Origin of the sequence: Salipaludibacillus keqinensis, assembly GCF_003226325.1 — a bacterium.
GTDB classification, from domain to species: domain Bacteria; phylum Bacillota; class Bacilli; order Bacillales; family Salisediminibacteriaceae; genus Salipaludibacillus; species Salipaludibacillus keqinensis.
In genome coordinates this window covers 22,592-44,736 of record NZ_PDOD01000005.1, presented here as the reverse complement: position 1 = coordinate 44,736, position 22,145 = coordinate 22,592, and the positions used below count along the sequence as shown (strand labels likewise).

The following is a 22,145-nucleotide window of genomic DNA, read 5'->3' as shown; positions in this document are numbered from 1 at the left end:
AACTGTTTATCAATTACGCTTCTACTTCTTTCACACTGACGAGATGGGAAACTTTGTTTACCATTCCGCGCATTGCATCGTTATCTTCTTGAACGACAGTGTGATTGACTTTACGAAGACCTAAAGTCTTCACAGTCACGCGCTGATCTTCCGGACGTCCGATCAGGCTTCGTGTGAGGGTGATTTCTAGTTTTTTTGCCATGACAAATCCCTCCTTAACCTAGCAACTCTTCTACAGATTTGCCGCGTAGTTTCGCAACATCTTCTGGACTCTTTAAGCTTTCAAGTCCTTGGATAGTCGCACGTACCATGTTAATTGGGTTGTTTGATCCTAAGGATTTAGAAAGGATGTCACCTACTCCAGCTAATTCTAATACCGCACGAACAGGTCCGCCTGCGATAACTCCAGTACCTTCAGATGCCGGCTTTAGAAGTACACTTCCAGCGCCGAATTCTCCAGTGATCTGGTGAGGAATAGTTGTTCCTTGGACTGGTACGCGAATCATGTTTTTCTTACCTGCTTCAATAGCCTTACGAATCGCTTCTGGTACTTCAAGTGCTTTACCCATACCAAAACCAACGTGTCCGTTTTTATCTCCAACAACAACGAGTGCTGCAAAGCGGAAACGACGTCCACCTTTAACAACCTTCGCTACTCGGTTAACCGTTACGACTCTTTCTTCTATTTCTAACTTGCTTGAATCGATACGCAATGAATTTCCCTCCTTTATAGCCTTGATTAAAACTTCAGACCTGCTTCGCGAGCAGCATCTGCTAGTTCTTGTACACGACCGTGGTAGAGGTAACCGCCACGATCAAACACTACGGATTCATGTCCCTTTTCAAGGGCTCGCTTTGCCACAAGTTCGCCAACTTGACGCGCTGCTTCTTTGTTCCCGCCATTAGTTACGTTTAGTTCTTTATCTAAGCTTGAAGCACTCGCTAGAGTAACTCCTGCTACATCATCAATAAGCTGTGCATACATGTGCTTAGTAGAACGGAAAACATTCAAGCGAGGACGTTCAGCAGTTCCTGTGATCGAACGACGAACGTGGGCGTGTCTTTTCTTACGTACCGCGTTCTTGTCAGTCTTCGTGATCATCGAACGTCATTCCTTTCTATCCCGTTATTAGGGTTTATTTCCCTGTCTTACCTTCCTTACGTCGTACATATTCGCCTTCATAACGAACACCTTTACCTTTGTAAGGTTCTGGTCTTCTAGTCGCACGAATATTTGAAGCAAGTGCTCCTACGCGTTCTTTATCAATACCTTTAATGGTAATTTGCGTATTTGCTGGTACTTCAATTTCCAATCCGTCTTCTTGAACAAACTCAACTGGGTGGGACAGACCTACGTTTAAGACAAGTTTATTTCCTGTCTTTTGCGCTCTGTAACCAACACCTACAAGCTCAAGCTTCTTTTCAAAACCTTTCGTAACACCTTCAACCATATTGTTGATAATGCTGCGAGTAGTCCCGTGAAGAGCACGGTGTTCTTTATGATCAGAAGGACGTCCAACAGTGATTGTGTTGTCTTCTTGTTTAACAATCATTTCATGGTGAATTTCACGCTGAAGTTCACCTTTTGGTCCTTTAACTGTAACTGTGGTATTGTCGATTTTCACTTCTACTCCAGAAGGAATCTCAACTGGTTTCAAACCAACTCGAGACATGCCTTACACCTCCATTCTCTTACGTGTTTATTACCAAACGTAAGCGAGTACTTCTCCGCCTACTTGTTGTTGACGAGCTTCTTTATCTGTAACTACTCCTGTTGAAGCAGAAATAATTGCGATTCCTAATCCACCAAGTACACGTGGAAGTTCATCTGACTTCACATAAACGCGTAGACCTGGTTTACTTATTTTCTTAAGTCCAGTGATAACTTTTTCGTTGTTAGCACCGTACTTAAGGAAAATACGAAGGATACCTTGTTTACTATCCTTAATATATTCATAATCGCGAATAAAACCTTCACGCTTTAAGATATCGGCCACTTCTTTTTTAAGATTTGAAGCTGGAAGCTCCAAACTTGTGTGTCGCACTGTATTTGCATTACGAATACGCGTAAGCATATCAGCAATAGGATCTGTCATGGTCATCGTATTTACCTCCTTCCTTATAAACGGAATTACCAGCTAGCTTTTCTAACGCCCGGAATTTGACCTTTATGTGCAAGTTCTCGGAAGCAGATACGGCAAAGTTTGAACTTACGAATAACACTGTGAGGGCGTCCACAACGTTCGCAGCGAGTGTACTCTTGTACATTAAACTTTTTCGTGCGCTTCTGTTTTGCGATCATCGATTTTTTCGCCAAGGTCTTCACTCCTCTCTTTTGGCAAACTTGTTATTTTTGAAACGGCATACCCATTTGAGTGAGAAGTTCACGGGCTTCTTCGTCTGTGTTAGCAGATGTAACAACTACGATATCCATACCGCGGACTTTGTCTACATTGTCATACTCGATTTCAGGGAAAATTAATTGCTCTTTAACACCCATAGTGTAGTTTCCTCGACCGTCGAATGCTTTCTTAGAAACACCTCTGAAGTCACGAACACGTGGTAAAGAAACAGCAATTAGCTTATCTAGGAAATCGTACATACGCTCACCGCGTAATGTTACTTTCGCACCGATTGGCATACCTTCACGAAGTTTGAATCCAGCAATGGATTTCTTCGCTTTTGTAATCAATGGTTTTTGACCAGTAATAAGTGTGAGTTCCTCCACAGCTTTATCAAGAACTTTAGAGTTTTGAACTGCATCACCTACACCCATGTTGACAACAATTTTCTCAACACGTGGTACTTCCATAACAGAAGTGTAATTAAATTTTTCAGTTAGAGCAGGAGTGATCTCCTGGTTAAACTTTTCCTTTAAACGACTCATTGAGTTAACCTCCTTTCAGCCACTGGCTATTACTTATCTAAAGATTCGCCAGATTTTTTCGCAATACGGACTTTCTTACCATTTTCTTCTTTATAGCCAACGCGTGTTGGTTCACCCGTTTTAGGATCAATAGGCATCACGTTTGAAACGTGAATTGGAGCTTCTTGATTAAGAATTCCACCTTGTGGATTCGATTGGGATGGTTTCGCATGTTTTTTTACCATGTTTACGCCTTCCACAAGCACACGGGAATTACTCGGGTATGCTTCAAGGATTTTACCTTCCTTGCCTTTGTCTTTGCCAGAGATAATTTTAACGTTATCTCCTTGTTTGACATGCAATTTCGGTTGAGACATGAGGGCACCTCCTCTTAAGACGTATATTTCTGTTATTTTTATTATTCATTAAAGTACTTCAGGAGCTAAAGAAACAATCTTCATAAATTGGTTTTCACGTAGTTCACGTGCAACCGGTCCGAAGATACGTGTTCCTCGTGGTCCCTTATCGTCACGGATAATCACCGCTGCGTTTTCGTCAAATTTAATGTAGGATCCGTCTTGACGACGAGCACCACTCTTTGTGCGAACGATGACAGCGCGAACGACTTCACCTTTCTTGACAACGCCACCGGGTGTTGCTTGCTTTACAGAACAGACGATTACGTCTCCAATGTTTGCAACTTTACGTCCGGAACCTCCAAGAACTTTAATACAAAGCACTTCACGTGCTCCAGAGTTATCGGCTACTTTTAAACGGCTTTCTTGCTGAATCATAGACTTCTTTACCTCCCTTCAGGTAAGCAAACATATACTTGAAGTTAAACGATGACTGCTTCCTCAACAATGTCTACAAGACGGAAACGCTTATCTTTAGATAATGGACGAGTTTCCATAATCCGAACAACGTCACCAATTTTAGCTGAGTTATTTTCATCGTGTGCTTTAAGCTTTTTAGAATATTTTACACGCTTTCCATAGAGCGAGTGCATTCTATACGTTTCGATAACAACTGTGATAGTTTTGTCCATCTTATCAGATGTTACGCGACCTACATAGCTTTTGCGGTTATTACGATCTTCCACTGTGCAAACCTCCTCTCAGGACTATTCGTTCGTGATTCCGAGTTCTCTTTCACGTAAAACTGTTTTAGCACGAGCAATAGCTTTTTTTACTTCACGAATGCGGGCTGGATTGTCTAGCTGTCCAGTCGCAAGTTGAAAGCGAAGGTTGAAAAGTTCTTCTTTCAATGACTTCGATTTTTGTTCGATTTCTGCAGTGGTAAGGTTTCGAATCTCATTAGCTTTCATTTGCGTCACCACCCACTTCTTCACGTTTTACAAATTTCGTTTGAATCGGTAGCTTATGAGACGCGAGACGTAGAGCTTCGCGAGCTACTTCTTCAGATACTCCTGCTATTTCAAATAAAATCTTCCCTGGCTTAACAACTGCCACCCATCCTTCAGGTGCCCCTTTACCGGAACCCATTCGAACTTCTAAAGGCTTTGCTGTATACGGCTTATCTGGGAAAATTTTAATCCATACTTTACCTCCACGCTTCATGTAACGTGTCATGGCAATACGTGCAGATTCTATTTGACGGTTTGTGATCCATGAAGCTTCAAGAGCTTGTAAACCATATTCACCGAATGATACTTCTGTTCCGCCCTTCGCACGACCGCGCATCTTACCACGGTGTTCACGACGGAATTTAACACGTTTAGGCATTAGCATGATTAATTTCCTCCTTCCTCTTCATTCGTTCCTTTCGTTGGAAGGACTTCACCTTTGTAGATCCACGCCTTCACACCGAGCTTACCATAAGTAGTATCTGCTTCTGCAGTACCATAATCGATATCAGCTCTTAATGTGTGTAGTGGAACAGTTCCTTCGCTATATGATTCAGAACGAGCAATGTCAGCACCGCCAAGACGACCAGAAACTTGCGTTTTGATCCCTAGCGCGCCAGAACGCATCGTACGTTGGATAGTTTGTTTCATCGCACGACGGAATGAAATACGGTTTTCTAATTGACGAGCAATATTCTCAGCAACAAGCTTAGCATCAAGATCTGGTCTCTTGATTTCATTGATGTTGATGTGAACTCGCTTGCCAGTTAATTGATTTAGAGCTTTACGTAGTGCTTCTACTTCAGATCCACCCTTACCGATAACCATACCTGGCTTAGCAGTGTAAATCGTTACGTTCACGCGATTAGCTGCGCGTTCGATTTCGATTGTGGAGACTGAAGCTTCGTTTAAGCGCTTCTCCAAGTATTCACGAATTTGGATGTCTTCGTGAAGTAGGTCAGCATACTCTTTATCAGCGTACCATTTTGACTCCCAGCCTTTAATAACGCCGACACGAAGTCCATTAGGATTTATTTTTTGACCCACACTTATCCCTCCTTCTTTTCTGTTAGAACGAGCGTGATATGACTCGTACGTTTGTTGATTCTGCTCGCACGTCCCATTGCACGTGGGCGGAATCGCTTCAATGTGATGCCTTCATCTACAAATACTTGACTGACAACTAAATTGTCAGGTTCCATTTCATAGTTATGCTCTGCGTTCGCAATAGCTGAGTTCAATAGCTTCTCAACAACAGGAGATGCCTTTTTTGGTGTTAGTTTCAAAATAGAAACTGCTTCACCAACTGCTTTACCGCGAATTAAGTCTACGACTAAGCGAACTTTGCGAGGAGCAATACGCACTTGTTTTGCAACTGCTTTTGCTTCCATGAATAGTACCTCCCCTCTTTATTAACGTCGTGTTTTCTTATCGTCTGCTGCATGGCTTTTATACGTTCGAGTTGGTGCAAATTCACCAAGCTTGTGTCCAACCATATCTTCAGAAATAAATACTGGTACATGTTTACGACCATCATATACCGCAATCGTATGTCCGATGAACTGTGGGAATATAGTGGAACGACGTGACCAAGTCTTAATGACTCTTCGCTTCTCAGTGTCCATCGCTTCTACCTTCTTCATTAAATGATCATCGACAAAAGGTCCTTTTTTCAAACTGCGACCCATAGTTGTACCTCCCTTCGTGATCGGCGTACGGCTCTTTCAGCGAACCGTAGCCTAACCGCGTTATTTTTTACGACGACGCACAATGTATTTATCCGTGTCTTTGTTCTTTTTACGTGTTTTGTATCCAAGAGTTGGTTTACCCCATGGAGACATTGGTGACTTACGTCCGATTGGCGCGCGTCCTTCACCACCACCGTGTGGGTGATCGTTAGGGTTCATAACAGAACCACGAACCGTTGGGCGCTTGCCTAACCAGCGTGAACGACCAGCTTTACCGATAGTCACAAGTTCATGTTCTACATTACCTACTTGACCGACTGTAGCTCGGCAAGTTGCTAAGATTAAACGCGTTTCTCCTGAACGAAGTCGAACAAGAACGTAATCCCCTTCTTTACCTAAAACTTGTGCTTCAGCACCAGCAGAACGTACTAGCTGTCCACCTTTTCCAGGTCGAAGCTCGATGTTGTGGATAATCGTACCGACTGGAATGTCTTTTAGTTGAAGAGCGTTACCTACTTTGATATCCGCATCTTTACCAGACATGATTACTGTGCCAACTTTTAGGTTTTTTGGAGAAAGGATATAACGCTTCTCTCCATCTGCGTAATTGATTAGTGAAATATTAGCAGAACGGTTCGGATCGTATTCAATCGTAGCAACGCGCCCTGGAATTCCATCTTTATCACGCTTAAAATCAATAACTCGGTATTGACGCTTATGTCCACCACCTTGGTGACGAACTGTCAATCTACCTTGATTATTACGGCCGCCGCGCTTGCTTAATGGAGCTAACAATGATTTTTCTGGCTTATCTGTAGTAAGTTCCTGATTATCAAGAGTAGTCATAAAACGTCGACCGTTTGTGGTTGGTTTATACTTTTTAATTGCCATTAGTTTTCCCTCCTTCTCTATAGATTGTTTTTACGCGCCTTCAAAGAATTCTAATTCTTTGCTATCCGCTGAAAGTTGAACAATGGCTTTCTTGCGCTTGCGAGTGTAGCCTGAATGACGTCCAAAACGCTTGAATTTTCCTTTATAGTTCATAGTGTTAACACGAACAACGGTTACACCAAAGATTTCTTCAATAGCATCTTTGATTTGTGATTTGTTTGCGCGAGGATCAACCTCGAACGTGTACTTTTTATCAACCATCAAGTCAGCTGAGCGTTCAGTGATGATCGGGCGCTTAATAAGATCTCTTACGTTTGCCATTATGCAAGCACCTCCTCTACCTGTTTCACAGCGTCTTGAGTAATGATGAGCTTCTCATGATTAAGAAGATCAAGTACGTTTACTCCGTCTGCTGTAACAAATTTAACTCCTGGAAGGTTACGGACAGATAAAGCAACTGCATCATTGTAATCTGCTGTTACAACTAATACTTTCTTATCTGCTGTTAATCCAGCAAGAACTTGCTTCATTTCTTTAGTCTTAGGTGTTTCAAGACTTAATCCTTCCACAACGCGAATGGTATCAGCATTCACTTTAGTAGAAAGAGCAGATCTCAACGCCAAACGACGTTGTTTCTTCGGTAATTTATAAGCGTAGCTGCGTGGTGTTGGTCCGAATGTTACTCCACCACCAACCCAGATAGGGGAACGAGTTGAACCGTGACGTGCACGACCTGTTCCTTTTTGTCTCCATGGCTTACGTCCGCCACCGCGAACATCCGAGCGTGTTTTTGTTGAGTGTGTACCTTGTCGCTGAGATGCTTGTTGCATCACAACTGCTTCATATAGAACACTTTCATTTGGTTCAACGCCAAAGACGTTGTCTGAAAGTTCAATGTCGCCTACTTGTGAGCCAGCTTGGTTATACAAAGTAACTTTAGGCATCTGGGCTCCTCCTTTCCTTTTCGATATTAGTCAGCTTTAATTGCTGATTTAACAGTAACGTAGCTTTTCTTTGCTCCAGGTACATTCCCTTTAACAAGAAGAATATTACGCTCTGCGTCTACTTTTACGATTTCAAGGTTCTGAATAGTTACTTGCTCTCCACCCATACGTCCAGGGAGCAATTTACCAGGTCGAACGTGGTTTGGATCAACAGGACCCATTGAACCGGGACGACGGTGGTAACGTGAACCGTGAGACATTGGTCCGCGGGATTGGTTATGACGCTTGATAGCACCTTGGAACCCTTTCCCTTTGGATTGACCAGTAACGTCAACCGTATCTCCAGCCGTAAAAGTATCTACTTTGACTTCTTGACCAATTTCATAGTCCGCAACTTTCATGTCACGAAGCTCTTTAACGAAGCGCTTAGGGGTTGTCTTCGCTTTTTCTGCATGGCCTTTTGCAGGTTTGTTTTGTCTGTTTGGCTTTTCATCAGAAAAACCTAATTGAATCGCTTCATAGCCTTCACCTTCGATTGTCTTCTTTTGAAGAACCACGTTTGGATCAGCTTGAATTGCTGTAACAGGGATTGCCTCTCCAGTTTCAGAGAAAATTTGGGTCATGCCTAATTTTCTACCTAAGATTCCTTTGGTCATGAGTCACACCTCCTATAATTCTTTTCATTTTATTTATTATAATTTGATTTCAATGTCAACGCCTGATGGCAGATCTAATCGCATCAAAGCATCCACCGTTTGCGGTGTAGGTTCAACAATATCGATTAAACGCTTGTGAGTACGCATCTCAAATTGCTCACGAGAATCTTTGTACTTATGCACCGCACGAAGAACTGTATAAATTGACTTCTCAGTCGGAAGCGGAATCGGTCCTGATACGCTAGCACCGGATCGTTTTGCCGTTTCAACAATCTTCACCGCGGATTGATCAAGAATTCTATGATCATACGCTTTTAATCGAATGCGAATTTTCTGTTTTGCCATATTATTACCTCCTTTTTCGCCCATTTTATGGAAATAGACTTGCTCCTCGGAAATTTCCACACACTCTCCCATGGCAAAGGGGCCGGGTGTGTCAGCAACCTTCCGGATCAAAGCCTGTCAGTGACCAACATTAGATATTATACACGAAACCAAAAGCCTATGCAAGACTTTTAAAAAATAAATATCCTCTGGCCACACTTTGACTATTATACAAGCATCCGCTGATTTTTTCAAGGAATGATTTCAAAACTTAATAGCTAACCTTTGAAATGAAGTTGAACAACTATTGGGGCTAGAATTATCGCTTCTTTGTAACAATCATCAATTTGGTCATGGTAGATATCAATAATATCTCCACGCGTTCCAGAGAAGAGCTTTAAAGCTTCTATTGGTATACCGTCATATTTCAGTTCAACCATTCTATTACCTTGGTTGTTGACGACCTTGAACTCCCGACCGGAAAAACCACCATCATTCATTCCAATAAGCTGACCTTTAGGATTTGTTATTTCTGCGTATTGATGAAGGAGGTTAAAAACATTCATTTTAAACGTAATTAGATGTTCTTCTTCCTTATTATAAATTCGATATATTTGGTGAATACCAGAATCTTTTCTCATATAGTACAGAACGTTGTCATCGTTTTCCACAATAATTGTTTTTTTGAAAAGCCATCGAATTTTTATTAAATGAAGAAAGAAAGCTGAGCTCTTCTTCCAACCCTTCACATCCTCCCTCACTCTACCAATCGATTCTCCCTCTAGTGAAAAAAGCTCATATTCTCTTAACCAATGGACATGTGGAATAAGGATAAATCGTGATAAGGTCAAAAAATTCACTGAGGTTGATTGTTCATGTAGTCTTACTCTATTTTGTTTAGCTCGTTTTAATTTCATCGCTCCAGCGACTATAAACGCAAAACCTCCTGTAAAAGTAAATAAATACACTGGTAGATCATCCCACAAATAAAATGGAGAGATGTCTAGCCAAGTTAAAAACAACATGACTAGAAATACCAGTAAAAAAACACTCCCTAACAAAAAATATGGTTTAGAGGTTTTCCAGTAATAGCGATTTATTCCCATTGAGCAAACCTCCTTTACTCTCAAAATATAAGTAAAGAAAAAAGGCTGCCTGCGGAAAATCCGCAGGACAGCCTTAAAGTCATTGATTTATTTAATCAACTGAGACTACTCAGTGATTGTTGCTACAACACCAGCGCCTACAGTACGTCCACCCTCACGGATAGAGAACTTCGTACCTTCTTCGATAGCGATTGGAGAGATTAGTTCAACAACCATCTCAACGTTATCTCCAGGCATAACCATTTCTACGCCTTCTGGAAGATGAGTAACACCAGTTACGTCCGTAGTACGGAAGTAGAACTGTGGACGGTAGTTAGTGAAGAATGGAGTGTGACGTCCACCTTCTTCTTTTGAAAGAACATAAACTTCTGCTTTGAACTTAGTGTGTGGAGTAATTGTACCTGGCTTAGCAAGTACTTGTCCACGGTTGATGTCGTCACGTGAAACCCCACGTAGAAGCGCACCAATGTTGTCACCAGCTTCAGCATAGTCAAGAAGCTTACGGAACATTTCAACACCTGTAACAGTTGTCTTCTTAGCTTCTTCAGCAAGTCCGATGATCGCAACTTCATCACCAACGTTAAGTTGTCCGCGCTCAACACGTCCAGTCGCTACAGTACCACGACCAGTGATTGAGAATACGTCCTCAACAGGCATCATGAAAGGCTTGTCCTTGTCACGGTCTGGAGTTGGGATGTAGTCATCAACTTGTTGCATAAGATCAAGAATAGCTTGCTCGTGATCAGCATCTCCTTCAAGAGCTTTAAGAGCAGAACCTTTAACAACAGGAATGTCGTCACCAGGGAAGTCATACTCAGAAAGAAGGTCACGAACTTCCATTTCTACTAATTCAAGTAGTTCTTCGTCATCTACTTGGTCAGTCTTGTTAAGGAATACCACGATGGATGGTACACCAACTTGACGAGAAAGCAAGATGTGCTCACGAGTTTGTGGCATTGGGCCATCAGCAGCAGATACTACAAGGATAGCTCCGTCCATTTGTGCCGCACCAGTGATCATGTTTTTAACATAGTCAGCGTGTCCTGGGCAGTCTACGTGCGCATAGTGACGAGAATCAGTTTCGTACTCAACGTGTGCAGTGGAGATAGTGATTCCACGCTCGCGCTCTTCAGGTGCACCGTCAATTTGGTCATACGCCATTGCAGTACCTTTACCTGATTTTTTGTGTAGTACGTGAGAAATAGCTGCTGTTAATGTTGTTTTACCGTGGTCAACGTGTCCAATTGTACCAATATTGGCATGCGTCTTGGAACGATCAAATTTTTCTTTTGCCATGATCGAAATCCTCCTTCGAGTTTATAAAAGTTTTTTTATTTTAGAGAGAAAGATGAGAGACATAAATCTATCACCTTTCTTAGCTTACAACAAAATAATTGTTGAGACAATCTTTCTTCTTACTGACCTGAAGTTTTCTTAATGATATCTTCAGAAATACTCTTTGGAACTTCTTCGTAGTGATCAAAGTGCATGGAGTATTGTCCACGACCTTGTGTGTTAGAACGTAGAGACGTCGCATAACCGAACATCTCTGCAAGAGGAACCATCGCGCGAACGGTCTGGGCATTTCCTCGAGCTTCCATTCCTTCCACACGTCCACGACGGGAAGTAATGTCACCCATAATGTCACCCATGTACTCTTCAGGGATAACAACTTCTACTTTCATAATAGGTTCAAGTAGAACAGGCTTACACTTGTTTTTAGCTTCTTTTAGAGCCATAGAGGCTGCAACCTTAAACGCCATCTCGTTTGAGTCGACGTCATGGTAAGAACCATCAAACAATCTTGCTTTCACGTCGATAAGTGGGAACCCAGCAAGGAGTCCATTATCTAATGAATCTTTCACACCAGCTTGAACAGAACCGATATATTCACGTGGTACAACACCACCAACAACATTATCGATAAATTCAAATCCGGCGCCTTCTTCGTTAGGTGAGAATTCAATCCATACGTGACCGTATTGGCCGCGTCCACCTGATTGACGAACGAACTTACCTTCACATTTCGCTGCTTCGCGAATTGTTTCACGGTAAGATACTTGTGGTGCACCAACATTAGCTTCTACTTTAAACTCACGCTTCATACGATCAACGATGATATCTAAGTGAAGCTCACCCATACCAGCGATGATTGTTTGACCCGTTTCGTCGTCCGTGTGTGTTTTAAATGTTGGATCTTCTTCTGCTAATTTAGCAAGGGCCATACCCATTTTGTCTTGGTCAGCTTTTGACTTAGGCTCAACAGACAAGGAGATAACCGGATCAGGGAATTCCATAGATTCAAGAATAACAAGCTTCTTTTCATCACATAGAGTATCACCTGTAGATGTATCCTTTAAACCAACACCAGCTGCGATATCCCCAGAGTAACAAGTAGGAATTTCTTCACGGTGATTGGCGTGCATTTGAAGGATACGTCCCATACGCTCACGCTTCCCTTTAGAGGAGTTGCGAACATATGAACCTGCTTCAACTTTTCCAGAATAAACCCGGAAGAAAGTTAATTTACCTACGAATGGGTCAGTCGCTACTTTAAATGCTAATGCAGCGAAAGGTTCTTCATCACCAGCTTTACGAACAACTTTCTCTTCCGTTTCTGGCACGTGCCCTTCAATAGCAGCAACGTCAGTAGGTGCAGGAAGGTAATCAATTACAGCATCTAGCAATAATTGTACCCCTTTGTTTTTGAAAGCAGATCCACAAGCTACAGGGTAAAATTCAACGTCACACGTTGCTTTACGGATAGCCGCTTTAAGCTCAGCTTCTGTAACTGCTTCGCCTTCTAAGTACTTCATCATTAGATCTTCATCTAATTCAGAAACCTTTTCTACTAGTTTATCGTGCAATTCTTCTGCTTGAGCTTTATACTCTTCAGGAATTTCACGAGCTTCAGTACGAGTTCCTAAGTCATCTGTATAATAGAAGGCTTCCATTGTAACTAAATCAATGATCCCTTCGAAATCATCTTCAGCACCAATTGGTAACTGAATCGCAGCTGCATTGGCACCTAAACGATCAGACAATGTTCCAAGAGAATAAATGAAGTCAGCACCTAATTTGTCCATCTTATTTACAAAGACGATACGAGGAACACCATAAGTAGTTGCTTGGCGCCAAACAGTTTCTGTTTGAGGCTCAACACCTGATTGTGCATCAAGTACTGCAACCGCACCATCTAATACTCTTAACGAACGTTCAACTTCTACTGTGAAGTCTACGTGTCCAGGAGTATCGATAATGTTAATACGATGACCTTTCCATTGTGCTGTTGTTGCTGCGGACGTAATTGTGATACCACGCTCTTGCTCTTGGTCCATCCAGTCCATCTGAGAACCACCATCGTGAGTTTCACCAATTTTATGAATGCGGCCTGTATAGAAAAGAATTCGCTCAGTCGCAGTTGTTTTTCCGGCGTCAATATGAGCCATGATCCCGATATTACGGGTCTTTTCTAAGGAGAACTCTCTTGCCATTGGTTAATTTCTCCTTCCTATTTTTCGAGATATATAGTTGTTAATGCGGTCAAATCAATTCAAACACGATTGTAAACGGTCTGAATTGATTCCGCCTTAACATATTAAGCACTTATCATATTTTCGTTGAATTCTACCAACGATAGTGAGCGAATGCTTTGTTTGCTTCAGCCATTTTGTGAGTATCCTCACGCTTCTTAACAGCTGAACCAGTGTTATTCGCTGCATCCATGATTTCATTAGCTAAGCGCTCTTCCATCGTTTTTTCTCCACGAAGTCGAGCATAGCTTACTAACCAACGAAGTCCTAAAGTCGTACGACGTTCAGGTTTTACTTCGATAGGTACTTGATAGTTAGCTCCACCTACTCGGCGTGCTTTAACCTCAAGTACTGGCATGATATTTTTTAATGCTTGTTCGAAAACTTCTTGTGGATCATTGCCACTTCTTTCGCGAACAAGATCAAATGCTTTATAAAGTATAGTTTGTGCTTTACCTCTCTTACCGTCTTCCATGATGCGGTTAATTAAACGAGTAACTAGCTTAGAATGATAAATCGGATCAGCTAGCACGTCTCTACGAGGTACAGGTCCTTTACGAGGCATTGAAGTCCCTCCTTTCAAATATTGGTTGAGTGTCTCTCACACTCAAATGTGGTTCATCGTTCTATTATTTCTTAGGACGTTTCGTTCCATACTTAGAACGACCTTGTCTACGGTTTTCAACACCAGCAGTATCAAGTGCTCCACGTACGATGTGATAGCGAACCCCCGGTAAATCCTTTACTCGTCCTCCACGGATCAACACAACACTGTGCTCTTGAAGGTTGTGTCCGATTCCTGGGATATATGCTGTTACTTCGATTTGATTCGTCAAACGAACACGAGCATATTTACGAAGTGCGGAGTTCGGTTTCTTTGGTGTCATCGTACCTACACGAGTACAAACACCGCGCTTTTGAGGAGAATCCTCATCAGTCTGGTGCTTTTTGAAGCTGTTATAACCTTTATTTAAAGCTGGAGAGTCGGATTTTTGAATTTTTGATTGACGACCCTTACGTACTAATTGGTTAATTGTAGGCATGGTTTTTCCTCCTTTCTGTTCTAAAATATTCAAGCCCACTGGTCCAGGTGGTTCATAAATGGCTAAAAGGAAAGTTTTCACCAACAACGACGTGCGCCGTTGGCAAAAACTTTTTTACTTTTTAATAGCTACGATTGCTGCATTTACGTCAATGCCGCATGCTTTACCAAGTTTTTTCATGGAGTCTACCGGATGAACGGAAACTCCTTTGCCTTGGGCGATCACTAAAGCTTTTTCTAAAACTTTGCGATCAGCATCTTCAGCAACAACCAGTTCTTTAACCTGCTCGTTTTCCAGTGCTTTTAATGTCTGCTTAGTGCCTACGACTTTGTTAACTGCCTGGGCTACTTTATCATAAGACATTTGTCATCCTCCAAAGCATCAGGTATTTGGCACACTTGGATATAGTACCACCATGATTGTTGCCTGTCAACTGTTTTTGCAAATTATTCTTGTACAGTTACTTGTTCAACTGTCTTTTCTTGTTTTTCTTCTGAGTCAGCAGCAGCCATTTGACGGTATCGTTGCATACCTGTACCTGCAGGAACCAACTTACCGATAATAACATTTTCTTTCAGACCCACAAGCTCATCACGTTTACCTTTGATTGCTGCATCAGTAAGAACTCTTGTTGTTTCTTGGAATGATGCGGCAGATAAGAAGGAATCTGTTTCAAGAGATGCTTTAGTGATCCCCAATAATACCGGACGACCAGAAGCTGGACGGCCATTTCTTAGAAGGATATCACGGTTCGCTTCGTTGAACTGATGGATTTCTACAAGAGACCCTGGTAATACGTTAGTATCCCCGGCGTCAATGACGCGAATCTTCCTCATCATTTGACGAACCATTACCTCTACGTGCTTATCTCCAATTTCTACCCCTTGCATGCGGTATACTTTTTGAACCTCACGGAGGAGATATTCTTGAACGCCCTGAACACCAGATACGATTAATAATTCCTTAGGGTCAATAGAACCTTCTGTTAGTTCTTCACCTGGTTTTACTTCATCACCGATATTCACTTTCAGCCTTGAGCCGTAAAGCGTTGGATAGCTTCTTGTTTCAATCGCACCTTGAACAACAATCTCTTTCTTGTCATTCACATCTTTAATTTCAATGACTTTCCCTTCAATTTCAGAGATGATCGCTAAACCTTTTGGATTACGAGCTTCAAATACTTCTTGAATTCTTGGTAAACCTTGAGTAATATCATCACCGGCAACTCCACCTGTATGGAACGTACGCATTGTTAACTGAGTACCTGGTTCACCGATAGATTGTGCGGCAATGATTCCAACAGCCTCGCCTACTTCAACCTCTGAACCTGTAGCCAAGTTTCGTCCGTAACACTTCTTACACACACCGTGTTTAGAGTCACAAGTGAAAGCAGATCGAATCAAGACAGTTTCGATACCTGAATCTTCAATCGTTTTTGCCATGTCTTCGGTAATATCTTGATTACGCTCAGCAAGAACATCATTCGTTTCAGGGTGATAGATACGTTGGAATGATACACGCCCTACTAGTCGATCGTAAAGACTTTCAATCACTTCGTTGCCTTCTTTAATCGCTTTTACCACAAGTCCTCGATCTGTTCCACAATCATCTTCACGAACGATGACATCTTGTGCAACGTCTACGAGGCGACGAGTTAGATAACCAGAATCGGCTGTCTTAAGTGCGGTATCTGCAAGACCTTTACGCGCACCGTGAGTAGAGATAAAGTACTCTAGTACAGTTAAACCTTCACGGAAACTCGATTTGATCGGGAGTTCTATGATTCGACCAGATGGATTGGCCATCAGTCCACGCATACCCGCAAGTTGAGTAAAGTTCGAAGCGTTACCACGGGCTCCGGAATCACTCATCATGAAGATAGGGTTAGTTTTATCAAGCGTGCTCAACAATTTCTGTTGAATCACATCTTTAGATTTACTCCAAATTTCAATGACTTTGTCATAACGTTCCTCTTCAGTTATGAGACCGCGACGGAATTGTTTCATTACTCGCTGAACTTTTTCTTCCCCATCATCGAGAATATCTTGTTTGTCTTTTAATACGACAATGTCAGAAACTCCAATGGTGATACCAGCTCTTGTTGAATGATAAAAACCGAGATCCTTCATTTTATCCAACATAACAGAGGTTTCAGAAATCTTAAATTTCTTAAATACTTCTGCGATGATGTCTCCTAAGAAACCTTTTTTAAATGGAAGGACGAGATCTCTTTGTTCAACTTCTTTTTTCACATCGGTACCAAATGGGACAAAATATTTATCCGGTGTTTCAATCTCAAGATTCTCTAATGACGGTTCATTCATGTATGGGAATGATTCCGGCAAAATTTCATTGAAGATAATTTTACCAACAGATGTAAGAATCAAGTGATCTTCAAACTCATCTTTGAAATTTGATTTATTCAGAGATGAAACCGGTACAGCCACTCTCGTATGAAGGTGGACATATCCATTTTGATAAGCTGTTAAAGCTTCGTTAGGATTGTTGTAGATGTTCCCTTCACCAACAGCACCTTTTCTCTCAAGGGTTAAGTAGTAGTTACCTAATACCATATCTTGAGATGGTGTAACAACTGGCTTTCCATCCTTAGGGTTCAAGATGTTTTGCGCTGCAAGCATTAACAAACGTGATTCGGCTTGTGCTTCAGCAGATAACGGAACATGCACAGCCATTTGGTCACCATCAAAATCAGCGTTGTATGCTGTACAAACTAGTGGATGAAGCTTAATGGCGCGACCTTCAACGAGGGTCGGTTCAAAGGCTTGAATACCTAGTCTGTGTAACGTAGGCGCACGGTTTAACAGAACGGGGTGCTCACGAATAACTTCTTCAAGAACGTCCCAAACTTCTGGGTGTACCCGTTCGACTTTACGTTTAGCACTCTTAATATTGTGTGCCAACCCTTTGCTCACTAGTTCTTTCATTACGAAAGGCTTAAATAACTCTAGAGCCATTTCTTTAGGCAGACCACATTGGTACATCTTCAAGTGAGGCCCTACAACGATAACGGAACGACCGGAATAGTCAACACGTTTACCTAATAGGTTTTGACGGAAACGCCCTTGCTTTCCTTTTAGCATATGAGAAAGAGATTTCAATGGACGGTTTCCTGGTCCAGTAACTGGACGACCGCGACGTCCATTATCAATCAGTGCATCGACAGCTTCTTGAAGCATACGTTTTTCGTTCTGCACGATAATATTTGGTGCACCTAAGTCTAATAATCGCTTAAGTCGATTGTTACGGTTAATTACACGACGATAAAGGTCATTTAAATCAGATGTAGCAAAACGCCCTCCATCTAACTGCACCATCGGACGGAGTTCCGGAGGGATAACCGGAAGAACATCCAACACCATCCATGATGGATCATTACCAGAATGACGGAACGCTTCAAGTACTTCCAGACGCTTAATCGCTCTTGTACGTCGTTGACCTTGAGCTGTTTCCAGTTCTTCTTTCAGAAGGTTTGCTTCTTTATCTAAATCGATATCTTCAAGTAGCTTACGAATAGCCTCTGCACCCATTTGAGCTGAGAAGGATCGACCGTACTTATCACGATAGGCACGATACTCCTTTTCAGAGAGAAGTTGTTTCAACTCAAGAGGCGTATCACCTGTATCAGTGACAACATAAGAAGCAAAGTAAATCACTTCTTCCAATGAACGAGGAGACATATCCAGCACGAGTCCCATTCGACTTGGAATCCCTTTAAAGTACCAAATATGTGAGACTGGAGCCGCTAACTCAATGTGTCCCATTCGTTCGCGACGAACCTTGGCTCTCGTTACTTCGACTCCACATCTGTCACATACGACACCTTTGTATCGAACTCTTTTATACTTTCCGCAATGGCACTCCCAGTCCTTTGTAGGACCGAAAATGCGCTCACAGAACAAGCCGTCTTTCTCAGGCTTAAGCGTACGATAGTTAATCGTTTCAGGCTTCTTCACTTCTCCTCGAGACCAAGAGCGAATCTTGTCTGAAGATGCGAGACCTATTTTCATATATTCAAAATTATTCACATCTATCAAGGGGCTAACCTCCCTTTCAACATTCAAGTTCTTCCGTTACCCGTTCGTTTCTCCACTGGACTCCAAGTTTAAATTCAATTTATCATTGGATTGGTCTTCCTCGTCATCCATCTCAAGCATGTCAATTTCTTCATCGTTACTTGAGAGCATTTTCACGTCCATACCTAAACTTTGGAGCTCTTTAATTAGAACCTTAAATGATTCTGGAACACCTGGTTCTGGTACATTTTCACCTTTAACAATCGCTTCATACGTTTTCACACGCCCGATTGTGTCGTCTGACTTCACGGTTAAGATCTCTTGTAAAGTATAAGCTGCACCATAAGCTTCCAGTGCCCATACTTCCATTTCACCGAAACGCTGTCCACCAAATTGAGCTTTACCACCCAACGGTTGTTGCGTAACCAATGAGTAAGGACCAGTAGAACGCGCATGAAGTTTGTCATCAACCATGTGAGCTAGCTTGATCATGTACATGACCCCAACAGATACACGGTTGTCAAACGGTTCGCCTGAACGACCGTCATATAGGACAGTCTTACCATCTCGTGACATCCCTGACTCTTCAATTGTGCTCCATACATCTTCTTCTCTGGCACCGTCAAATACTGGAGTAGCAATATGGATCCCTAATTGTCTAGCGGCCATACCCATGTGTAACTCTAGCACTTGTCCGATATTCATACGGGAGGGAACCCCTAGAGGGTTAAGCATAATGTCGATCGGTGTTCCATCTGGTAAATAAGGCATATCTTCTTCCGGAAGAATACGTGAAATAACACCTTTATTACCATGTCGACCGGCCATTTTATCCCCTTCATGAATTTTACGCTTTTGAACGATATAAACACGAACGAGCTGATTCACGCCTGGTGGTAGTTCGTCACCGTCTTCACGGTTAAATACTTTCACGTCAAGAACAATTCCATCTCCACCGTGCGGAGAACGTAAGGAAGTATCTCGAACTTCACGGGCTTTTTCTCCAAAAATCGCGTGTAGAAGACGCTCTTCAGCAGTTAACTCCGTTACCCCTTTAGGTGTAACTTTACCTACTAGAATGTCTCCATCCTTAACTTCTGCACCGACTCGGATAATACCGCGCTCATCTAAGTTTCTTAAAGCGTCTTCCCCTACATTGGGGATATCGCGGGTAATTTCTTCAGGACCTAACTTTGTGTCTCGTGCTTCTGACTCATATTCTTCAATATGAATAGAGGTATAAACATCGTCTTTTACAAGACGTTCACTTAAAATGATCGCATCCTCATAGTTATAACCATCCCAGGTCATAAATCCGACTAGAACATTTTGTCCAAGTGCCATTTCACCCTTTTCCATAGAAGAACCGTCAGCAAGGATTTCTCCTTTATCGACAACCATGCCTTCTCTTACGATTGGGCGCTGGTTGTAACAAGTCCCTTGGTTAGATCGTTCAAATTTCATTAAATTATATCGCTGAACGTTCCCTTCAACTTCTTTACCGTTTACTTCTTCAATGACACGAATGTCCACATGTTTAGCCGTCACACTTTCAACACGACCTCGATCTTTAGCAACAATTGCTGCACCAGAATCTTTTGCAGAAACATATTCCATTCCCGTTCCAACAAGTGGTGATCTTGGTTCAAGAAGTGGAACAGCTTGACGCTGCATGTTTGCTCCCATTAAAGCACGGTTAGAGTCATCGTTTTCCAAGAAAGGAATACAAGCTGTTGCAGCTGATACGACTTGCTTCGGAGAAACGTCCATGTAATCAACTCGATCACGAGGAACAATGATGTTCTCCCCACGGAAACGACAGATGATATTTTCGTCAGTAAATGAACCATCGTCATCTAGTTTCGCGTTGGCTTGAGCAACCACGTAGTTATCTTCTTCGTCAGCAGTTAAATAATCGACTTGTTCAGAAACCTTTCCAGATTCGTGATCCACTTTACGGTAAGGTGATTCAATAAAGCCAAATTGATTCACTTTTGCAAAACTGGATAAGGAGTTAATTAAACCGATGTTCGGTCCTTCCGGCGTTTCAATCGGACACATACGACCATAGTGGGAATAGTGAACGTCACGGACTTCAAACCCTGCTCGCTCACGAGTTAGACCACCGGGTCCAAGTGCAGATAAACGACGTTTATGCGTCAATTCTGCTAATGGGTTCGTTTGGTCCATAAACTGTGAAAGCTGAGAACTACCGAAGAACTCTTTAATAGACGCAATAACTGGTCTGATATTAATCAAAGCCTGCGGTGTAATCATGTTAGCATCTTGAATAGACATACGTTCACGAACAACACGCTCCATTCGGGACAACCCAATACGGAACTGATTTTGCAACAGTTCACCTACTGAACGAAGGCGACGATTCCCTAAGTGGTCAATATCATCTGTATTTCCTACTCCATGGAGGAGATTAAAGAAATAACTAACTGATGAGATGATATCAGCAGGAGTGATATTCTTAATCTTTTTATCAATCTGACCATTGGCAATGACTTTAATCGGTTGATCTTGTTCATTTTGTTTTTGTGAATAGATCATCACAGACTGCAACTCTACCTCTTCATCATCGATGACCCCACCTTGTAAATTAATATGGCGGAAACCTACATCGTTCTCTAAATAAGGGATGAGTTTGTCAAGCAATCGACGATCGATCAATGAACCTTCTTCAGCTAGAATTTCCCCAGTTTCAGGGTCTACTAATGTTTCAGCTAAAATTTGATTGAACAATCGATTTTTAATATGGAGTTTCTTATTCATCTTATAGCGACCTACATTTGCTAAGTCATATCGCTTTGGATCAAAAAAGCGAGATTCAAGCAAATTCTTGGCGCTTTCTACTGTAGGAGGTTCTCCTGGTCGCAGACGCTCGTAGATTTCAAGAAGCGCTTTTTCAGAGCTATCTGTATTATCTTTTTCAAGCGTATTACGTAAATATTCATCTTCTCCTAGTAAGTCAATGATCTCTTGATCAGTGCCAAATCCAAGCGCACGTAATAAAACCGTTGCAGGTATTTTACGTGTACGGTCGATTCGTACATACACGACATCTTTCGCATCGGTTTCAAGTTCCAGCCAGGCACCACGGTTTGGAATAACCGTCGTTGTAAAGCCTCGCTTTCCGTTTTTATCCATCTTCTCACTAAAGTACACACTTGGTGATCGAACAAGCTGTGAAACGATAACACGTTCCGCACCGTTAATAACGAATGTACCCGTGTCGGTCATGAGAGGAAAGTCTCCCATAAACACTTCTTGTTCTTTTACTTCGCCCGTCTCCTTGTTAATAAGTCGGACTTTCACGCGAAGCGGCGCAGAATAAGTTACATCCCGTTCCTTAGATTCATCTACAGGATATTTCGGATCTCCTAAGCTGTAATCAATAAACTCAAGAACTAAATTCCCTGTAAAATCTTCAATTGGTGAGATGTCTTGAAACATCTCGCGAATACCCTCATCAAGAAACCATTGATAAGAAGCTGTTTGAATTTCAATTAAGTTCGGAAGATCCAAAACTTCATTAATTCGCGCATAACTTCTTCTCTGGCGGTGGCGTCCATACTGAACTAGTTGACCTGTCAACTCATTCACCCCTCAAACCTAACGTTTTTATCATCAAAAGGACCGCATGGAGTAGATGCAGAAATCCTTTGACAGATACGTAATTTAACCT

General features: G+C 42.0%; 28 protein-coding genes. All 28 read right to left on the bottom strand.

Annotated features, from left to right (window positions below; translation table 11 throughout):
* Positions 1 to 13: 13 nt before the first annotated feature.
* On the bottom strand, positions 14 to 202 hold the full coding sequence (gene rpmD, locus CR194_RS16875) for a 50S ribosomal protein L30 (RefSeq protein ID WP_110611236.1): 189 nt from the start codon (positions 200 to 202) through the stop codon (positions 14 to 16).
* A gap of 13 nt (positions 203 to 215) precedes the next feature.
* Positions 216 to 713 (bottom strand): 30S ribosomal protein S5, encoded by a 498-nt coding sequence (gene rpsE, locus CR194_RS16870; protein ID WP_110611234.1) that lies wholly within the window; start codon positions 711 to 713, stop codon positions 216 to 218.
* Between the two features lie 26 nt (positions 714 to 739).
* Positions 740 to 1,102, bottom strand: coding sequence for a 50S ribosomal protein L18 (gene rplR, locus CR194_RS16865; RefSeq protein WP_110611232.1), 363 nt, complete (start codon positions 1,100 to 1,102; stop codon positions 740 to 742).
* Between the two features lie 34 nt (positions 1,103 to 1,136).
* Positions 1,137 to 1,673: a 50S ribosomal protein L6 gene (gene rplF / locus CR194_RS16860; protein WP_110611230.1), complete on the bottom strand. Its 537-nt coding sequence runs from the start codon at positions 1,671 to 1,673 to the stop codon at positions 1,137 to 1,139.
* A 30-nt stretch (positions 1,674 to 1,703) separates the two neighbouring features.
* Positions 1,704 to 2,102: a 30S ribosomal protein S8 gene (gene rpsH / locus CR194_RS16855; RefSeq protein ID WP_110611228.1), complete on the bottom strand. Its 399-nt coding sequence runs from the start codon at positions 2,100 to 2,102 to the stop codon at positions 1,704 to 1,706.
* A gap of 29 nt (positions 2,103 to 2,131) precedes the next feature.
* Complete coding sequence (locus CR194_RS16850; protein ID WP_110611226.1) at positions 2,132 to 2,317, bottom strand: type Z 30S ribosomal protein S14; 186 nt, start codon at positions 2,315 to 2,317, stop codon at positions 2,132 to 2,134.
* Positions 2,318 to 2,347: 30 nt separating this feature from the next.
* Positions 2,348 to 2,887, bottom strand: coding sequence for a 50S ribosomal protein L5 (rplE, locus tag CR194_RS16845; RefSeq protein ID WP_110611224.1), 540 nt, complete (start codon positions 2,885 to 2,887; stop codon positions 2,348 to 2,350).
* Between the two features lie 29 nt (positions 2,888 to 2,916).
* Positions 2,917 to 3,228: a 50S ribosomal protein L24 gene (rplX, locus tag CR194_RS16840; RefSeq protein ID WP_110611736.1), complete on the bottom strand. Its 312-nt coding sequence runs from the start codon at positions 3,226 to 3,228 to the stop codon at positions 2,917 to 2,919.
* 63 nt (positions 3,229 to 3,291) lie between these two features.
* Positions 3,292 to 3,660 carry a 50S ribosomal protein L14 gene (gene rplN / locus CR194_RS16835; RefSeq protein ID WP_110611222.1) on the bottom strand — a complete coding sequence of 123 codons (369 nt, stop codon included), beginning with the start codon at positions 3,658 to 3,660 and terminating at the stop codon, positions 3,292 to 3,294.
* Positions 3,661 to 3,704: 44 nt separating this feature from the next.
* On the bottom strand, positions 3,705 to 3,968 hold the full coding sequence (gene rpsQ, locus CR194_RS16830; protein WP_110611220.1) for a 30S ribosomal protein S17: 264 nt from the start codon (positions 3,966 to 3,968) through the stop codon (positions 3,705 to 3,707).
* Positions 3,969 to 3,989: 21 nt separating this feature from the next.
* Complete coding sequence (rpmC, locus tag CR194_RS16825) at positions 3,990 to 4,193, bottom strand: 50S ribosomal protein L29 (RefSeq protein ID WP_078578514.1); 204 nt, start codon at positions 4,191 to 4,193, stop codon at positions 3,990 to 3,992.
* Entirely contained in the window at positions 4,183 to 4,617 is a 435-nt protein-coding gene (rplP, locus tag CR194_RS16820; protein WP_110611218.1) for a 50S ribosomal protein L16, read from the bottom strand. Before rplP ends, rpmC begins: the two co-directional genes overlap by 11 nt.
* Positions 4,618 to 4,619: 2 nt before the next feature.
* Complete coding sequence (gene rpsC, locus CR194_RS16815) at positions 4,620 to 5,279, bottom strand: 30S ribosomal protein S3 (RefSeq protein WP_110611216.1); 660 nt, start codon at positions 5,277 to 5,279, stop codon at positions 4,620 to 4,622.
* Positions 5,280 to 5,281: 2 nt separating this feature from the next.
* Positions 5,282 to 5,623 (bottom strand): 50S ribosomal protein L22, encoded by a 342-nt coding sequence (gene rplV / locus CR194_RS16810; RefSeq protein WP_110611214.1) that lies wholly within the window; start codon positions 5,621 to 5,623, stop codon positions 5,282 to 5,284.
* Positions 5,624 to 5,644: 21 nt separating this feature from the next.
* Positions 5,645 to 5,920, bottom strand: coding sequence for a 30S ribosomal protein S19 (gene rpsS, locus CR194_RS16805; RefSeq protein ID WP_110611213.1), 276 nt, complete (start codon positions 5,918 to 5,920; stop codon positions 5,645 to 5,647).
* Between the two features lie 60 nt (positions 5,921 to 5,980).
* Positions 5,981 to 6,811: a 50S ribosomal protein L2 gene (gene rplB / locus CR194_RS16800; RefSeq protein ID WP_110611211.1), complete on the bottom strand. Its 831-nt coding sequence runs from the start codon at positions 6,809 to 6,811 to the stop codon at positions 5,981 to 5,983.
* A 30-nt stretch (positions 6,812 to 6,841) separates the two neighbouring features.
* Positions 6,842 to 7,132 (bottom strand): 50S ribosomal protein L23, encoded by a 291-nt coding sequence (rplW, locus tag CR194_RS16795; RefSeq protein ID WP_110611209.1) that lies wholly within the window; start codon positions 7,130 to 7,132, stop codon positions 6,842 to 6,844.
* Positions 7,132 to 7,755, bottom strand: coding sequence for a 50S ribosomal protein L4 (gene rplD / locus CR194_RS16790; RefSeq protein WP_110611207.1), 624 nt, complete (start codon positions 7,753 to 7,755; stop codon positions 7,132 to 7,134). Before rplD ends, rplW begins: the two co-directional genes overlap by 1 nt.
* A gap of 26 nt (positions 7,756 to 7,781) precedes the next feature.
* Entirely contained in the window at positions 7,782 to 8,411 is a 630-nt protein-coding gene (gene rplC, locus CR194_RS16785; RefSeq protein WP_110611205.1) for a 50S ribosomal protein L3, read from the bottom strand.
* Positions 8,412 to 8,447: 36 nt separating this feature from the next.
* Positions 8,448 to 8,756, bottom strand: a complete 309-nt coding sequence (gene rpsJ / locus CR194_RS16780) for a 30S ribosomal protein S10 (RefSeq protein ID WP_110611203.1) — start codon at positions 8,754 to 8,756, stop codon at positions 8,448 to 8,450.
* Positions 8,757 to 9,013: 257 nt separating this feature from the next.
* Positions 9,014 to 9,841: a hypothetical protein gene (locus tag CR194_RS16775; RefSeq protein WP_110611201.1), complete on the bottom strand. Its 828-nt coding sequence runs from the start codon at positions 9,839 to 9,841 to the stop codon at positions 9,014 to 9,016.
* A 105-nt stretch (positions 9,842 to 9,946) separates the two neighbouring features.
* Positions 9,947 to 11,137, bottom strand: coding sequence for an elongation factor Tu (gene tuf, locus CR194_RS16770; RefSeq protein ID WP_110611199.1), 1,191 nt, complete (start codon positions 11,135 to 11,137; stop codon positions 9,947 to 9,949).
* Positions 11,138 to 11,256: 119 nt separating this feature from the next.
* Positions 11,257 to 13,335, bottom strand: a complete 2,079-nt coding sequence (gene fusA, locus CR194_RS16765) for an elongation factor G (protein WP_110611197.1) — start codon at positions 13,333 to 13,335, stop codon at positions 11,257 to 11,259.
* A gap of 133 nt (positions 13,336 to 13,468) precedes the next feature.
* A complete protein-coding gene (gene rpsG, locus CR194_RS16760) occupies positions 13,469 to 13,939 on the bottom strand; it encodes a 30S ribosomal protein S7 (RefSeq protein ID WP_110611196.1) in 471 nt (156 codons plus the stop codon).
* A gap of 64 nt (positions 13,940 to 14,003) precedes the next feature.
* Entirely contained in the window at positions 14,004 to 14,417 is a 414-nt protein-coding gene (rpsL, locus tag CR194_RS16755) for a 30S ribosomal protein S12 (protein ID WP_110611194.1), read from the bottom strand.
* A 114-nt stretch (positions 14,418 to 14,531) separates the two neighbouring features.
* A complete protein-coding gene (locus CR194_RS16750) occupies positions 14,532 to 14,780 on the bottom strand; it encodes a 50S ribosomal protein L7ae-like protein (RefSeq protein WP_110611192.1) in 249 nt (82 codons plus the stop codon).
* An 83-nt stretch (positions 14,781 to 14,863) separates the two neighbouring features.
* Positions 14,864 to 18,472: a DNA-directed RNA polymerase subunit beta' gene (gene rpoC / locus CR194_RS16745; protein ID WP_110611191.1), complete on the bottom strand. Its 3,609-nt coding sequence runs from the start codon at positions 18,470 to 18,472 to the stop codon at positions 14,864 to 14,866.
* 36 nt (positions 18,473 to 18,508) lie between these two features.
* Positions 18,509 to 22,054: a DNA-directed RNA polymerase subunit beta gene (gene rpoB / locus CR194_RS16740; protein WP_110611189.1), complete on the bottom strand. Its 3,546-nt coding sequence runs from the start codon at positions 22,052 to 22,054 to the stop codon at positions 18,509 to 18,511.
* Positions 22,055 to 22,145 lie beyond the last annotated feature (91 nt).

Coding starts and splice junctions, on each gene's coding strand:
- CR194_RS16750 (WP_110611192.1), bottom strand. CDS start 14,780: ATGTCTTATGATAAAGTAGCCCAGGCAGTTAACAAAGTCGTAGGCACT.
- rplW (WP_110611209.1), bottom strand. CDS start 7,132: ATGGCAAACGTAAGAGATCTTATTAAGCGCCCGATCATCACTGAACGC.
- rpmD (WP_110611236.1), bottom strand. CDS start 202: ATGGCAAAAAAACTAGAAATCACCCTCACACGAAGCCTGATCGGACGT.
- rpsG (WP_110611196.1), bottom strand. CDS start 13,939: ATGCCTCGTAAAGGACCTGTACCTCGTAGAGACGTGCTAGCTGATCCG.
- rplC (WP_110611205.1), bottom strand. CDS start 8,411: ATGACCAAAGGAATCTTAGGTAGAAAATTAGGCATGACCCAAATTTTC.
- rplF (WP_110611230.1), bottom strand. CDS start 1,673: ATGTCTCGAGTTGGTTTGAAACCAGTTGAGATTCCTTCTGGAGTAGAA.
- CR194_RS16775 (WP_110611201.1), bottom strand. CDS start 9,841: ATGGGAATAAATCGCTATTACTGGAAAACCTCTAAACCATATTTTTTG.
- rpsH (WP_110611228.1), bottom strand. CDS start 2,102: ATGACCATGACAGATCCTATTGCTGATATGCTTACGCGTATTCGTAAT.
- rplE (WP_110611224.1), bottom strand. CDS start 2,887: ATGAGTCGTTTAAAGGAAAAGTTTAACCAGGAGATCACTCCTGCTCTA.
- rplN (WP_110611222.1), bottom strand. CDS start 3,660: ATGATTCAGCAAGAAAGCCGTTTAAAAGTAGCCGATAACTCTGGAGCA.
- tuf (WP_110611199.1), bottom strand. CDS start 11,137: ATGGCAAAAGAAAAATTTGATCGTTCCAAGACGCATGCCAATATTGGT.
- fusA (WP_110611197.1), bottom strand. CDS start 13,335: ATGGCAAGAGAGTTCTCCTTAGAAAAGACCCGTAATATCGGGATCATG.
- rplR (WP_110611232.1), bottom strand. CDS start 1,102: ATGATCACGAAGACTGACAAGAACGCGGTACGTAAGAAAAGACACGCC.
- rplD (WP_110611207.1), bottom strand. CDS start 7,755: ATGCCTAAAGTTACTTTGTATAACCAAGCTGGCTCACAAGTAGGCGAC.
- rplP (WP_110611218.1), bottom strand. CDS start 4,617: ATGCTAATGCCTAAACGTGTTAAATTCCGTCGTGAACACCGTGGTAAG.
- rpsJ (WP_110611203.1), bottom strand. CDS start 8,756: ATGGCAAAACAGAAAATTCGCATTCGATTAAAAGCGTATGATCATAGA.
- rpsL (WP_110611194.1), bottom strand. CDS start 14,417: ATGCCTACAATTAACCAATTAGTACGTAAGGGTCGTCAATCAAAAATT.
- rplB (WP_110611211.1), bottom strand. CDS start 6,811: ATGGCAATTAAAAAGTATAAACCAACCACAAACGGTCGACGTTTTATG.
- rpsS (WP_110611213.1), bottom strand. CDS start 5,920: ATGGGTCGCAGTTTGAAAAAAGGACCTTTTGTCGATGATCATTTAATG.
- rpmC (WP_078578514.1), bottom strand. CDS start 4,193: ATGAAAGCTAATGAGATTCGAAACCTTACCACTGCAGAAATCGAACAA.
- rplV (WP_110611214.1), bottom strand. CDS start 5,623: ATGGAAGCAAAAGCAGTTGCAAAACAAGTGCGTATTGCTCCTCGCAAA.